The following is a 13,865-nucleotide window of genomic DNA, read 5'->3' as shown; positions in this document are numbered from 1 at the left end:
ACCCGGCCACCCGCGGGTTCCGGAGCACCCGATCCGGACCCGCGCCGGGCCGAGCCATGCCTCCCTGCCCGGACCGCCCGCCCGCCCGCGAAGCCACGTCGAAAGCGATCGTTGTGAGCCAGACCGCAGCCCCGCCGGCCCCGCCGGCCCCCGCGCAGGACACCCGGCCCGCCGACCCCGACCAGGGCCTGGGCGCCGCCGAACTGGCCGCCAAGTACGGCCTGACGGTGAGCGGCGCCCGGCCGACGCTGAAGGAGTACGTCCACCAGCTCTGGGAGCGCCGCCACTTCATCTCGGCGTTCGCCACCGCCAAGCTCACCGCGCAGTACAGCGAGGCGAAGCTCGGCCAGATCTGGCAGCTGATGACACCGCTGCTCAACGCGACGGTCTACTACTTCATCTTCGGCATCCTGATGGGCACCAAGCAGGGCGTCCCGGACTACATCCCGTTCCTGGTCACCGGTGTCTTCGTGTGGACCTTCACCGCCAACTCGATCATGTCGGGCACGCGCGCGATCACCGGCAACATGGGCCTGGTGCGCGCCCTGCACTTCCCGCGCGCGTCCCTGCCCATCGCGCTCGCGCTCCAGCAGCTCCAGCAACTGCTGTTCTCCATCGCCGCGCTCGCCATGATCCTGCTCGCCGTCGGCGTCTACCCGGCGCTCTCCTGGCTGATCGCCGTGCCCGCGCTGATCCTTCAGGCCATGTTCAACACCGGCCTCTCGCTCGCCATGGCCCGGGTCGCCAGCAAGACCCCGGACGTGTCGCAGCTGATGCCGTTCGTCCTGCGCACCTGGATGTACGTCTCGGGCGTCATGTGGAGCCTGCCGCAGCTGATGACCCGCAGCTCGCTGCCGCACGGCCTGGTGAAGGTCCTCCAGTACAACCCGGCGGCCGTCTACATCGACCTGATGCGCTTCGCCCTGATCCACAGCTTCAAGGCGAAGCAGCTCCCGGCGCATGTCTGGGCCGTCGCGGGCGGCTGGGCGCTCCTCGCCCTGGTCGCCGGGTTCATCTACTTCTGGAAGGCAGAGGAGAAGTACGGCCGTGGCTGACAGCACTCCCGCCGTGACCGGCGCCCCCACCGCGCTCGGCGCTCCCACCGTGATCGCCGACGACGTCCACATCGTCTACAAGGTGAACGGCGGCTCCACCGGGGGAAGGGGCAGCGCGACCTCCGCGCTCAGCCGGATCGCCTCCCGAAGGACCGTCCCGGGCATCCGCGAGGTGCACGCCGTCAAGGGCGTCAGCTTCGTCGCCCGCAAGGGTGAGGCGATCGGGCTGATCGGCTCCAACGGCTCGGGCAAGTCGACCCTCCTGAAGGCCGTCGCGGGCCTGCTCCCGACCGCGCGGGGCCGGATCTTCACCCAGGGCCAGCCCTCCCTGCTCGGCGTCAACGCGGCGCTGATGAACGATCTCACCGGGGAGCGCAACGTCACCCTCGGCGGCCTCGCCATGGGCATGTCCCGCGAAGAGGTCCGGGACCGTTACGACGACATCGTCGAGTTCTCCGGGATCAACGAGAAGGGCGACTTCATCTCGCTCCCGATGCGCACCTACTCCTCCGGCATGGGCGCCCGTCTGCGGTTCTCCATCGCCGCCGCCAAGTCCCACGACGTCCTGCTGATCGACGAGGCGCTCTCCACCGGTGACGCCCGCTTCCAGCGGCGCAGCCAGGAGCGGATCGAGGAGCTGCGCGCCGAGGCAGGGACCGTCTTCCTGGTCAGCCACAGCAACGGCACCATCAAGCAGACCTGCGACCGGGCCATCTGGCTGGAGTCGGGCGTCCTGCGGATGGACGGTCCGGCCGACGAGGTCGTCGAGGCGTACGAGGAGCACACCGGGAAGAAATAACCACAACCGGAAAAAATAGGGTCACACCGATACGAATAAATATCTCAAACCGGACTAAACTTCTGGGCGATGACGACCCAGCAGCTGCCTGTCCCCGCCCCGCCCCTCGCCCATGACCCGGGCGCCGCGGACCGCCGCACCCGGTACGCCGCCCTCGCCGCCACCTGGCTCGCCACGCGCGCGCTGATGCTCTTCCTCCTCGTCGACGACTCCCTCGGCGTCGGCGGGGTGAGCGGCGAGGTGTACGTCCTGTACCGCCAGTGGTACGGGCAGCTGACCGCCGGCCACTTCCCGTACGGCGACCCCACCTGGCAGTACCCGCCGGGCGCGGGAGCGGTGATCCTCGCGCCCGCGCTGCTGCCGTTCCTCACCTTCTTCCAGGCGTTCGTGGCACTCACCCTGGCCGCCGACGCGCTGATCACCGTCGCGCTCGTACGGGCCGGGTCACGGCCCGGCGGCAGCGCGGCGGGCGCCTGGACCTGGGTGGGCGGTCTGCCGCTGCTGCTCCACCTTCCCTACGGACGCTACGACGTCCTGGTCACCGCCCCGGCCGTGGCCGCCCTGCTCTGCGTACGGCGCAGACCGCGCCTGGGCGGGGCGCTCGCCGGGGTCGGCGCGCTGGTCAAGGTGTGGCCCGCGCTGACCCTGATCGGCACCCCGCGCGGTCGCACCACGCGCGCGTCTTGGACGGCGGCGCTCGGCGCCGCCACCGCCCTGCTCGCCGTCCTCGCCCTCGGCTTTACCCACACCCTGGACTTCCTGCGCCAGCAGGGCAGCCGGGGCGTGCAGATCGAGTCCCTCGGCGGCACCGGCCTCCAGCTCGCCCACCTCCTCGCGCACTGGCCGGGCCGGGTCGTCTACCGGTACGGCGCCATGGAGTTCACCGGCCCGTACGTCTCCTCGGTGGCCCGGCTCGCCCTCGCCCTGACCGTGCTGGCGTTCTGCTGGCTGCTCCTGTGGCGGCTCAGGGCGCGCCGCTGGACGGCGGCCACCCCGGCGGACGCGGCGCTGTGCGCGGTCCTGCTCTTCACCGTGACCAGCCGGGTGATCAGCCCGCAGTACCTGGTCTGGCTGCTCGGCCTGGCCGCCGTGTGCCTGGCCTCCCGGCAGACCAGCCAGCGGCCCGTCGCGCTCCTGATGCTGCCCGCCGCGGCCCTGAGCGCCCTCGCCTTCCCGACCCTGTACGGCCAGGTCATGGCCGGGACCGCGGTCGGCACCTCGCTGATGGTCCTGCGCAACGCGCTGCTGCTCGGCGCCGCGCTGCTCTCGTGCCGCAGGCTGTGGACCGCGACGACCGCGGGGCCCGTTGTCAGTGGGCCGCGATAGTCTCCTTCCCCATCGGCACGAAGGCCTCGGCAGCACCGCAAGAGGCCCTGGGGGAAGGGGGATCGAGGTGCCAGGCACCCTTTTTCCGCCGCTGCGCGCGGACGACCCGCGCCAGGTCTCCGGCTATGTCCTGGAAGCCCGCATAGGCGAGGGCGGCATGGGCACGGCCTACCTCTCCCGCACCCGGGGCAGCCAGCCGGTGGCCCTGAAACTGATCCGCAGGGAGTACGCGGAGAACGAGGAGTTCCGCCGCCGCTTCGCACGCGAGGTCGAGGCCGCCCAGCGGGTGTACGGGGCGCATGTCGCCCCCGTCCTGGACCACTCGGCGCAGGGCCCGCGCCCCTGGCTCGCCACCCGCTACATCCCGGGCGTCCCGCTGGACGACGCCCTTGAGGAGCACGGACCGCTGCCGCCCGCAGCCGTCCTGCACCTGCTGGCCTGCGCCGCCCGCGCGCTGGACTCCGTGCACCACGCCGGGGTGATCCACCGCGATGTGAAGCCCGGCAACCTGCTGCTCGCCGCCGACGGGCCCTGGCTGCTCGACTTCGGCATAGCCAGGGCCGCCGGGGCGGTCCGGCTCACCACCACCGGACGGCTGGTGGGCACCCCGAAGTACATGTCGCCCGAGCACGCCCTCGGTCGCGAACTCACCCCCGCGGCCGATGTGTTCGCGCTCGGGCTGCTCGCGGGCCTCGCCGCCACCGGGCAGCATCCGTACGGACGGGGCAGCGCCCTCGCCGTCGCCGCGCGCATCGCGGGCACCGACCGCGAGCCGCCCGACCTCTCTCCGTACCCCGAGCCGCTGCGCGGGGTGCTGCGGCTCTGTCTGGCCGCCCGGCCCGAAGAGCGGCCCGCTGCGGCCGAGTTGGCGTCGCTGTGCCGCCGGCTGTCCGGCCGCGGACCGCTGGACTTCGCGGACTGGCTGCCCGCGCCGCATCTGGCCGCGATCACCGCGACCGAGGCGGCGGCCCGGCTGCGGATGGCGCTGCCGGACGCGCCGACGGTCCCGGCGCTGCCCCCGACCGCGCCGCTCACCGTGCGCGACGCCGACGCGGCCGAATTCATCCGGCGGGTGCGCGGGAGCAGGCGTTCCGGAGCTGAGTAGTTATGGCGGCTGCCGCGCGCGTAGGCTCTGCGCCCGCAGCAGCAGTTGACGGCACGTCGGGTGCCGCGACCGGGGGAGGAACCATCAGCAGAACCGGTGAAACACTCAGGCCACTGGGACCCGAGGACCCGCGCGAGACCGCCGGCTACCAGCTCCTCGCCCGGATCGGCGAAGGCGGCATGGGCACGGTCTACCTTTCGCACACCCGCGGCGGACAGCCCGTCGCGCTCAAGGTGATCCGCAGGGAGTACGGCCAGGACGCCGACTTCCGGCGCCGCTTCGAGCAGGAGGTGCAGGCCGCCCGCCGGGTGCAGGGCTACCACATCGTTCCGGTGGTGGACCACGACACCAGCGGCGCCCAGCCCTGGCTCGCCACCCAGTACGTGCCGGGCCTCTCCCTGCACGACGCGCTGACCTCGTTCGGCCCGCTCCCCCTGGCGGCCGTCTTCCAGCTCGTCGGCTGTGCGGCCCAGGCGCTGACCGCCGTCCACGCCGCCGGGGTGATCCACCGCGATCTGAAGCCCAGCAACGTCCTGCTCGGCTCCGGCGGCCCCTACGTGATCGACTTCGGTATCGCGCGCGCCGCCGACGCCACCCAGCTCACCGCCAGCGGCGGCATGATCGGCACGCCGCAGTACATGTCGCCCGAGCACGCGCTGGGCGAGCCCCTGACGCCCGCCACCGACGTGTTCTCGCTCGGTCTGATCGCGGCGGTCGCGGCCACCGGACGCCATCCGTACGGCGACGGCGGCGCCATCACCGTGGCCGCGCAGATCGCCAACTCCGCGCACCGGCCGCCGGACCTGAGCGGCTACCCGGCGGAGCTGCGCCCCCTGCTGGAGTGCACGCTGACCGCCGATCCGGCGCGGCGCATCACCCCGGCCGACCTCGCCCCGCTCTGCGAGCAGGCGTCGGGGCGCGCCCTGCGCGACTTCGAGGGGTGGCTGCCCCAGGCGGTGGCGGCAGAGATCGCCCGCAGCGAGCAGGCCGCCGCGACGCCGCCGAAGCCCACCCCGGCGCAGCCCCCGCTGCCGCCCACCACGGCCCCGGCGTCCCCGGCGATGCCCCCGGCCCCGCCCTATACGGCCCCTCGGGCGCCCCAGGCACCGCCCCCGGCCACCCACACGCCGCCGACCACCGCCCCGCACACAGGCCCGCAGACAGGCCCCCAGAGCGGTCCGGTGCCGGGGTACGGCGCAGGCTACCGCGCCCCGTACGACACGGGGTACGGGCCGGGTCCCGGCACGGCGCAGCAGCCCTCCATCCCCGCCCCGGGCCAGGCCGCTCACGCCCAGACCCCCGCCCCGGCGCCGACAGCGCCGCAGAAGAAGCCGAAGCGCCGGCTCCGTACCGTCCTCATGGCGGCCACCCTGGTCCTCGCGGTCGGCGCGGGCGCCGCCGCCGCGGTCTGGCTCACCAAGAAGGACGGGGACGGCGACGGCGGCCAGGCCAAGGGCGGCGGCTCCTCGTCCTCGCCCGTCGGCACGAACCCGCCGAAGCAGTCCCCGGTCGTGGCCACGCCCTCGGACACCCCGAGCGAGGACAGTTCGGTGCCGCCCGCCAACGTCACGTACACGGTGATCTTCCAGGACAAGCCGATCACCGTGCGCACGCCGGAGTCGCTCTCCACCACGCAGATCGACTTCGATGTGCCGGCCGTGGACCCGACGGGCAAACTCGCCTACGACAACACCGAGTTCGAGGCGCGCGACGACCGGCTGGACTTCCGGCAGGCCCTCGGCAAGGCCAACGGCACCACGCCGCAGGAGTGCCGTGACGGAGCGCTGCAGAACCCGCTGCCCAACTCCGCCTCGGCGCAGGCGCTCAACGACGACCACCTGATCAAGGCGGGCGACACCATGTGCTCGGTGACCACCAAGGGCAATCTGGCCATGTGGAAGATCACCAAGGTGACGCCGTCCACGGACAAGAACATCCCCACGTTCGAGGGCACGGTCACCCTCTGGAAAGCCACGCGCTGACAACGGAAAGGGGGCGCCCACCTGGTGGTGGGCGCCCCCTTTCACCGGGGAGCTTCTAGCTGTGCGTGCGCAGCAGCGTCCGCATGGTCCGCATCGCGACCGACAGGTTCGCCAGGTCGAAGGCGTCCGAGCCCTGGATCTCCTCCAGGGTGGTGCGGGCGCGGCCGAGGATCGCCGCGTTCTTCTCCTCCCAGGCCTTGAAGCGCTGCTCCGGCGACGCGACACCGTCACCGGCCGCGAGCACGTCCTGGGTGAGCCCCGCGTGCGCCGCGTACAGGTCCTCGCGGATGGAGGCACGGGCCATGGACTGCCAGCGGTCGGCCCGCGGCAGCTCGATGATCCGGTCCATCAGCTGGGTGATCCGCAGCCGGTCCGCGAGGTCGTAGTACACCTCGGCGACCGCCAGCGGGTCCTTGCCGGTGCGGCCCGAGATCGCCACCACGTCGAGCGAGGGGAACGCGGAGGAGAACCCGGCGACCCGGCGCGCGAGCTCGTCCGGCACCCCGGCCTCGGTGAGCTCGTCCAGGATCGACTGGTACCACTCCAGGTCCGCGCCCTTGAGCAGGTTCGCCAGCTCGCCCCAGACCTTCTCGACGCCCTCGGTGAAGTCCGTGATGGTCTCGGCGATCTGGAGCGGCTGCGGCCGGTTGTTGAGCAGCCAGCGCGTGCCGCGCTCGACGAGCCGGCGCGAGTGGAGCCTGATCCGGGTCTGGACGTCGGCGTCGACCTGGTTGTCCAGCGCCTCCACCGCGTCCCACACCGCGCTCAGACCGAAGATCTCGCGGGCCGCGGTCTGCGCCCGGACGATCTCCTCCATGGACGCGCCGGTCTCCTCCCGCAGCCGGTGCAGGAAGGTCGAACCGCCGGTGTTCACCGTGTCGTTGACCAGGACCGTCGTGACGATCTCGCGGCGCAGCGCGTGGCCGTCGATGGCCTCGGGGAACTTCTCGCGCAGCTGCTTCGGGAAGTACGCGTGCAGCAGCTTCTGCAGGTACGGGTCGTCCGGCAGATCCGTGTGGATCAGCTCGTCGGCCACCGTGATCTTGGTGTAGGCGAGCAGCACGGCGAGCTCGGGCTGGCTGAGTCCGCGCCCGTTGTTCAGCAGCTCGCGGATCTGGCGGTCGGTCGGCAGGAACTCCAGCGCCCGGTCCAGGTGGCCGTCGCGCCCGAGGCGGCGCATGAACCGCTGGTGGGCGTGGAGCAGTGAGGGCGACTGCGCGACCGCGTTGGCCAGGGCGGTGTTCTGCGCGTAGTTGTTGCGCAGCACCAGGTGGCCGACCTCGTCCGTCATCTGGGCGAGGATCTTGTTGCGCTGCTTGACGGTCATGTCGCCGTCCGTGACCAGACCGTTGAGCAGGATCTTGATGTTCACCTCGTGGTCGGAGGTGTCCACGCCCGCGCTGTTGTCGATCGCGTCGGTGTTGACCTTGCCGCCGTTGCGGTCGAACTCGATCCGGCCGAGCTGGGTCAGCCCCAGGTTGCCGCCCTCGCCGACGACCTTGACCCGCAGGTCCTCGCCGTTGACGCGGATCGCGTCGTTGGCCTTGTCACCGACGTCCGCGTTGGACTCGGCGGTGGACTTCACATACGTACCGATGCCGCCGTTCCACAGCAGGTCCACCGGCGACTTCAGGATCGCCTGCATCAGCTCGGCGGGCGTCAGCTTGGTGACGCCGCCCTCGATGCCCAGGGCCGCGCGCATCTGCGCGTTGACCGGGATCGACTTGGCCGTACGCGGGTGGATGCCGCCGCCGACGGACAGCAGCTCCTTGTTGTAGTCCGCCCAGGAGCTGCGCGGCAGGTCGAAGAGCCGGCGGCGCTCGGCGTAGGAGACGGCCGCGTCCGGGCTGGGGTCGATGAAGATGTGGCGGTGGTCGAAGGCGGCGACCAGGCGGATGTGCTCGGAGAGCAGCATGCCGTTGCCGAACACGTCACCGGACATGTCACCGACGCCGACGACCGTGAAGTCCTCGGTCTGGGTGTCGTGGCCGAGCTCGCGGAAGTGCCGCTTGACGGACTCCCAGGCACCGCGCGCGGTGATGCCCATGCCCTTGTGGTCGTATCCGGCGGAGCCGCCGGAGGCGAAGGCGTCACCGAGCCAGAAGTCGTAGCTGATCGCCACGTCGTTGGCGATGTCCGAGAAGGTCGCGGTGCCCTTGTCGGCGGCGACCACCAGGTAGGTGTCGTCCTCGTCGTGGCGCACCACGTCGGCGGGCGGCACGACCTCGCCGGCCACCAGGTTGTCGGTGATGTCGAGCAGCGCCGAGATGAACGTCTTGTACGAGGCGATGCCCTCGGCCAGCCACGCGTCGCGGTCCACGGACGGGTCCGGGAGCTGCTTGGCGACGAAGCCGCCCTTGGCGCCGACCGGCACGATGACGGTGTTCTTCACCATCTGCGCCTTGACCAGGCCGAGGATCTCCGTACGGAAGTCCTCACGGCGGTCGGACCAGCGCAGCCCACCGCGCGCGACCTTGCCGAAGCGCAGGTGGACGCCCTCGACGCGGGGCGAGTACACCCAGATCTCGAACGCCGGGCGGGGCGCCGGCAGGTCGGGGATCGCCTGCGGGTCGAACTTCATCGAGACGTACGCGTGGGGCTCGCCCTGGGCGTTCTTCTGGAAGTAGTTCGTGCGGAGCGTCGCCTTGATGACGGTGAGGAAGGAGCGCAGGATGCGGTCCTCGTCGAGCGAGGCGACCTGGTCGAGCGCCCCGTCCAGCTCTTCGAGCAGTCCGTCGATGAGCTCGGTGCCCGCGCTCTGGCGGCCGGGCGACATCCGCGCCTCGAAGAGCGAGACCAGCAGCCGGGTGGTGTGGACGTTGTCGCGGAGGGTGTCCTCCATGTAGTCCTGGCTGAAGGTCGAACCGGCCTGGCGCAGGTACTTGGCGTAGGCGCGCAGCACCATCGCCTGGCGCCAGTTGAGCCCGGCGCGCAGCACCAGCGAGTTGAAGCCGTCGTTCTCGGCGGCGCCGGTCCAGGTGGCGGCGAAGGCCTCCTGGAAGCGCTCGCGGGCGTCGTCCGCGAGGTAGTCGCCGGTGCCGATGATCTTCTTGGGCAGGCGCAGACCGAAGTCGTAGATCCACGCGTGCGTACGGTCGGCGCACCGCAGCTCGTAGGGGCGCTCGTCGGTGACCTCCACGCCCAGGCGCTGGAGGACCGGCAGCACGGCGGAGAGCGAGACCTGCTCACCGATGCGGTAGATCTTGAACCGGCGCTCGCCGGGGACCGCGCCCACCGGCTCGTACAGCGAGAGCGCGAAGTCCTTGCGGCCGTGGGTGAGCTGCTCCAGGTGGACCAGGTCGGCCACCGCCGCGCGCGGCGAGTGGTCCGCCTTGTAGCCCTCGGGGAAGGCGTGGCCGTAGCGGCGCAGCAGCTCGGCGGCGCGCTCCTCGCCGCACTCGGCGTTCAGCGCGTCGGAGAAGCCGTCGGCCCAGGAGCGGGCGGCGTCCACCAGCCGGGCCTCGATGCGCTCGGTGTCGGCGTCGGTGAGGTCGGGCAGCTCGGTGCCGGCGGGCACCCGCACCACGAAGTGGAGCCGGGACAGGATCGACTCGGTGTTCCAGGCGGTGAAGTCGACGCTGGTGCCGCCGAGCTCCTCCTTGAGGATGTCGATGAGCCGAAGCCGCACACCCGTGGTGTAGCGGTCGCGGGGCAGGTAGATCAGCGCCGAGTAGTAGCGCCCGTACTCGTCCTGGCGCAGGTAGAGGCGCAGCCGGCGCCGCTCCTGGAGGTAGAGCACCGAGGTGACGATGGAGCGCAGCTGGTCGGCCGGGGTCTGGAACAGCTCGTCGCGCGGGTAGGTCTCCAGGATCTGGAGCAGGTCGCGGCCGTCGTGGCTGTTGGGCGAGAACCCGGCGCCGCGCAGCACCTCGGCGACCTTGCGGCGCACCACGGGGACGCGGCGGACCGACTCGGTGTACGCGGCCGAGGAGAACAGGCCGAGGAAGCGGCGCTCGCCGACCACGTTGCCGTTGTCGTCGAACTTCTTCACGCCGACGTAGTCGAGGTAGGAGGGGCGGTGCACGGTGGCCCGGCTGTTGGCCTTGGTGAGCACCAGGAGCTTGTGCTCGCGGGCCTTGGCGCGCGCGTCGGCGGGCAGCCGCTCGAAGGACGGGCTGACCGGGTGGCTGTCGTCGCCGCCGTGCTGCGGGTCGGAGCGCAGGATACCGAGGCCGGTGCCGGGCACGGCCGCCAGCGAGTCGTCCTCGCGCAGCTCGTACTCGCGGTAGCCGAGGAAGGTGAAGTGGTCGTCGGAGAGCCAGCGCAGCAGCTCCCGGGCCTCGTCCACCTCCTCGTCGCGCAGGTCGCCCGCCTTGGGCTCCTTGGGGAGCTCGTCGGCGATGCGCAGCGAGGCGTCGCGCATCTTCTCCCAGTCCTCGACGGCCTCACGGACGTCGGAGAGCACCCGCAGCAGGTCGGCGGTGATCTGCTTCAGGTCGGCGCGGTCGGTCTCCCGGTCGATCTCGACGTGGATCCAGGACTCGACGAGCGCGTCGTGCGGCAGACCACCGGCCTGCGCGGGGATGTCCAGGACCTCGATGAGCTTGCCGGTGACGTCGCGGCGGACCACCACCTGCGGATGGATCACGACGTGGATGCCACGGTTCTGGCGGGAGAGCTCGTTGGTGACCGAGTCCACCAGGAAGGGCATGTCGTCGGTCACGACCTCCACGACCGAGTGACTGCACGTCCAGCCGTTCTCCTCGACCGTCGGGGTGTGCACCCGCACGCTCGCCGTGCCCTGGGGGCGATTTTCGGCCAACCTGTAGTGCGACAGGGCTGCGCCGAAGACGTCAACCGGGTCGCGGTCGGCCAGGTCCTCGGGAGCGGTGTGCAGGTAGTAGCGCTGGAGGTACCCGAGGACGGCGTCCCGGGCAGGACCTTCCTCCCCCGCGGCCCCGGTGGTGGCTGCCCGGTCCTGGGGGGCGCCCCCCAGACCGCCGGGGCCCCCCACCGGGCTGTTCTCAGCTACCCGGGCCGCCCGTGCGAGCAGCTCGGCCTTGGCTTCGTCCAGCTTGGTCTGCATGTCCTCTGGCTCCTGTCGCGCGCCATTGCGTGACGTAGGTAGAAGCGGCGCAACGCCACGACGCGGGGTGTCCGGTCGGAGTCGACGTTATGCCGCGATGAGAGATGCCCGGGTCGTTATTGGCCATTTTCGGCGAAGGGCCCGGGATACGGGAATCAGCGAGGGCCCGGGCACTGTGGCACTCCGGGCGCAGGGCAGGGGCGGCAGTGCCCCTGCGGGATATCGCGCTGATCACGGGTCAAGGCTATCGCCCCGCCCCCCCGAACCGTCATGAGCCGTATGTGTACAAAAGCAGGGCCCGAAGTTTGACACTCTGGACAGCGACGCGGACCGTCCTGACGCCCTCTTGGCAAACCGGCCGGGCCGGGGCACGTTTGCCCCGTACGCACGGTACGCCTCGGGACGCAGCGCGACGCACCGCGCACAGCCCGAGGCACAGCGGGACGAAGCACCCCGCGCACCCTGTACGAACCAGGCACGCACGGTCGACTCCGGGAGCACCGATGGCAGCCAAGATCCTGATCGTGACCGGCGACGCGGCGGAGTCGCTGGAGGTCCTCTACCCCTACCAGCGGCTGCGCGAGGAGGGCTACGACGTCCATATCGCCGCCCCCGCCCGCAAGAAGCTCCAGTTCGTCATCCACGACTTCGAGCCGGGCTTCGACACCTACACCGAGAAGCCGGGCTACACCTGGCCGGCCGACCTGGCGTTCTCGGAGGTCGACCCCGGCCAGTACGCCGCCCTGGTGATCCCGGGCGGCCGGGCGCCGGAGTACCTGCGCAACGACCCCGAGCTGCGCAAGCTCCTCAAGGCCTTCTTCGACACGGACAAGCCGGTCGCCCAGATCTGTCATGGCCCCCTCCTGACCGCGGCGGTCGGCGGCCTCAGTGGCCGCCGGGTCACCGCGTACCCCGCCCTCGAACTCGACATGCAGGCCGCCGGGGCCAGCTTCCGCGACACGGAAACCGTCGTCGACGGCACCCTGGTCTCCGCCCGCGCCTGGCCGGACCACTCCACCTGGATGCGGGAGTTCCTCACGGTGCTGCGGGCGAAGGCGCCGGTGACGTAGGCGGCGGGCGGGGGGCTCCGGGGCACGGTCCGGCTCCGGGCACGCCTGGGCGCCCCCTGAGGCCGTGCGCGCCGTCCCGGGGCGCCCCGGGACGGCGGGGCCGCCCCCGGGCCCGCCGTGTACGTACGAAGGGGCCTCAGCCCGCCAGCGCCTCCGCCGTCCGAACCGCTTCCGCCAGCGTGTCCACCACCGGCACGCCCGCCAGCGCGAGGCTGGCGCGGCTGTGCGATCCCCCTGTGTACAGCACCGCACGCGCGCCCACGTGAGCAGCCGCCACGGCGTCGTCCACCGCGTCCCCGATCACCACGATCCGGTCCGGGGATATCCCCTCGCCCGCCTCGCGCAGCAAGGTCAGATGCCGCACCATGTGCTCGGCCTTGCTGCCGTGCGAGGGGCCGGTGCGCCCGTCCACCCGCAGGAAGTGCTCGGTGATGCCGTGCCGCCGCACGATCGGCACCAGGTGCTCGTGCGGGGCCATCGACAGCAGTGACTGGCTGAGCCCGGCCGCCCGCCGTGCGGCGAGCAGCTCGGCCGCGCCCGTGGTGAGCGCGCAGGCGTCCGCCCGCAGCCAGTAGTGCTTGTGGAACGCCTCGTCCATCACGAGCCACTCCGCGTCGGTCGGCAGCCGCCCCATCAGCCGCTCGTAGAAGCGGGGTATCGGCACGCAGTACAGCTCGCGGTAGCGCTCCAGCGTGATCGGCGCGAGGCCGAGCTCCGCGAAGGCGGCGTTGGTCGCCTCGATGACCGCCGCGATGTCGTCGAGCAGTGTGCCGTTCCAGTCCCAGACCAGATGCGTCGTGCGCTTCCCCATGCCAGAACGGTACCCACCCCCACTGACAACGGATCCGCCCGAGCCCAGACGGGAGGCGAAAGCGCGGGTCAGCCGGCCGTCAGCCGATGAGGTTGGGAATCTCCTGCACCCCGAACCACAGCAGCTCGTGGTCCTCGGCACCGTCGACCGTGAACTGGGCGTCGTCGTCGCCCTGGTCCGCCGCGCCCAGCGCGTCGGCCGCCGCGGCGACATCGCCGACCGCGTCGTCCGCGTCCACGTGCACCGCCGCCGCCTTGGCCAGCGGCACCGGCCCCGCGATCCGCACCTCGCCCAGCGCGCTCGCCTCAAGGCCGCGGTCCGGGTCGGCCGAGGCGGTTCCGTCGGGTACGTCCACGGCGACCACGACCCGGCGCCTGGGGGCCCTCGGGTCGACGGCGAGCAGCCGCAGCGACGCCGCCGCGGCCCGGCTCAGCGCCGCGTACTCCAGCTCCTCGATGTCGTCCGAGACGTACCACTCGCGCAGGCCGGGGGTGACGGCATAGGCGGTCAGCGGGCCGGGCCCGAGCTCTCCCGCGGTGTGCGCCGTCGCGAGACCGGGGAGGGTCAGGGGGAGGTACACGCGCATGGCAGGCCGCTCTTTTCTGGTCGGAAGACGCCCTCAGGATACGTGGGGGAGTCCCCCTTCGGGTTGCCCGCACGGCGTCGGCGGCCCCGTGGGGCGGTGTGCCGG

The 13,865-nt window shown here is 71.9% G+C and carries 9 protein-coding genes; 6 read left to right on the top strand and 3 right to left on the bottom strand.

Annotation, left to right across the window (positions count from 1 at the left end; all coding sequences use genetic code 11):
• The first annotated feature begins 113 nt into the window (after window positions 1-113).
• The 5 genes from ACZ5ID_RS15290 (at window position 114) to ACZ5ID_RS15270 (ending at window position 6,267) form a co-directional block, all read left to right on the top strand.
• Entirely contained in the window at window positions 114-1,055 is a 942-nt protein-coding gene (locus ACZ5ID_RS15290; protein ID WP_468897541.1) for an ABC transporter permease, read from the top strand.
• Window positions 1,048-1,854, top strand: a complete 807-nt coding sequence (locus ACZ5ID_RS15285; protein ID WP_468897539.1) for an ABC transporter ATP-binding protein — start codon at window positions 1,048-1,050, stop codon at window positions 1,852-1,854. The genes ACZ5ID_RS15290 and ACZ5ID_RS15285 overlap by 8 nt, the downstream gene beginning before the upstream one ends.
• A gap of 69 nt (window positions 1,855-1,923) precedes the next feature.
• Window positions 1,924-3,180 (top strand): glycosyltransferase 87 family protein, encoded by a 1,257-nt coding sequence (locus ACZ5ID_RS15280; protein WP_468897538.1) that lies wholly within the window; start codon window positions 1,924-1,926, stop codon window positions 3,178-3,180.
• A gap of 67 nt (window positions 3,181-3,247) precedes the next feature.
• Window positions 3,248-4,285 carry a serine/threonine-protein kinase gene (locus ACZ5ID_RS15275; protein ID WP_468897537.1) on the top strand — a complete coding sequence of 346 codons (1,038 nt, stop codon included), beginning with the start codon at window positions 3,248-3,250 and terminating at the stop codon, window positions 4,283-4,285.
• A gap of 179 nt (window positions 4,286-4,464) precedes the next feature.
• A complete protein-coding gene (locus ACZ5ID_RS15270) occupies window positions 4,465-6,267 on the top strand; it encodes a serine/threonine-protein kinase (RefSeq protein WP_468897535.1) in 1,803 nt (600 codons plus the stop codon).
• A gap of 55 nt (window positions 6,268-6,322) precedes the next feature.
• On the opposite strand, the gene ACZ5ID_RS15265 is transcribed toward ACZ5ID_RS15270, so the two are convergent.
• Window positions 6,323-11,293: an NAD-glutamate dehydrogenase gene (locus tag ACZ5ID_RS15265; RefSeq protein ID WP_468897533.1), complete on the bottom strand. Its 4,971-nt coding sequence runs from the start codon at window positions 11,291-11,293 to the stop codon at window positions 6,323-6,325.
• A 503-nt stretch (window positions 11,294-11,796) separates the two neighbouring features.
• Between ACZ5ID_RS15265 and ACZ5ID_RS15260 the strand changes: the two genes are divergently transcribed.
• Entirely contained in the window at window positions 11,797-12,363 is a 567-nt protein-coding gene (locus ACZ5ID_RS15260; RefSeq protein WP_406554930.1) for a DJ-1/PfpI family protein, read from the top strand.
• A gap of 136 nt (window positions 12,364-12,499) precedes the next feature.
• On the opposite strand, the gene ACZ5ID_RS15255 is transcribed toward ACZ5ID_RS15260, so the two are convergent.
• Entirely contained in the window at window positions 12,500-13,174 is a 675-nt protein-coding gene (locus tag ACZ5ID_RS15255) for an HAD family hydrolase (protein ID WP_468897532.1), read from the bottom strand.
• Window positions 13,175-13,253: 79 nt separating this feature from the next.
• Window positions 13,254-13,760 carry a DUF6912 family protein gene (locus tag ACZ5ID_RS15250; protein WP_468897530.1) on the bottom strand — a complete coding sequence of 169 codons (507 nt, stop codon included), beginning with the start codon at window positions 13,758-13,760 and terminating at the stop codon, window positions 13,254-13,256.
• Between the last annotated feature and the right edge of the window lie 105 nt (window positions 13,761-13,865).

It is taken from the genome of Streptomyces sp. NPDC031670 (assembly GCF_055580545.1).
Note: the sequence above shows the minus strand (reverse complement) of the source record. Positions and strands in the feature narration are given on the sequence as shown.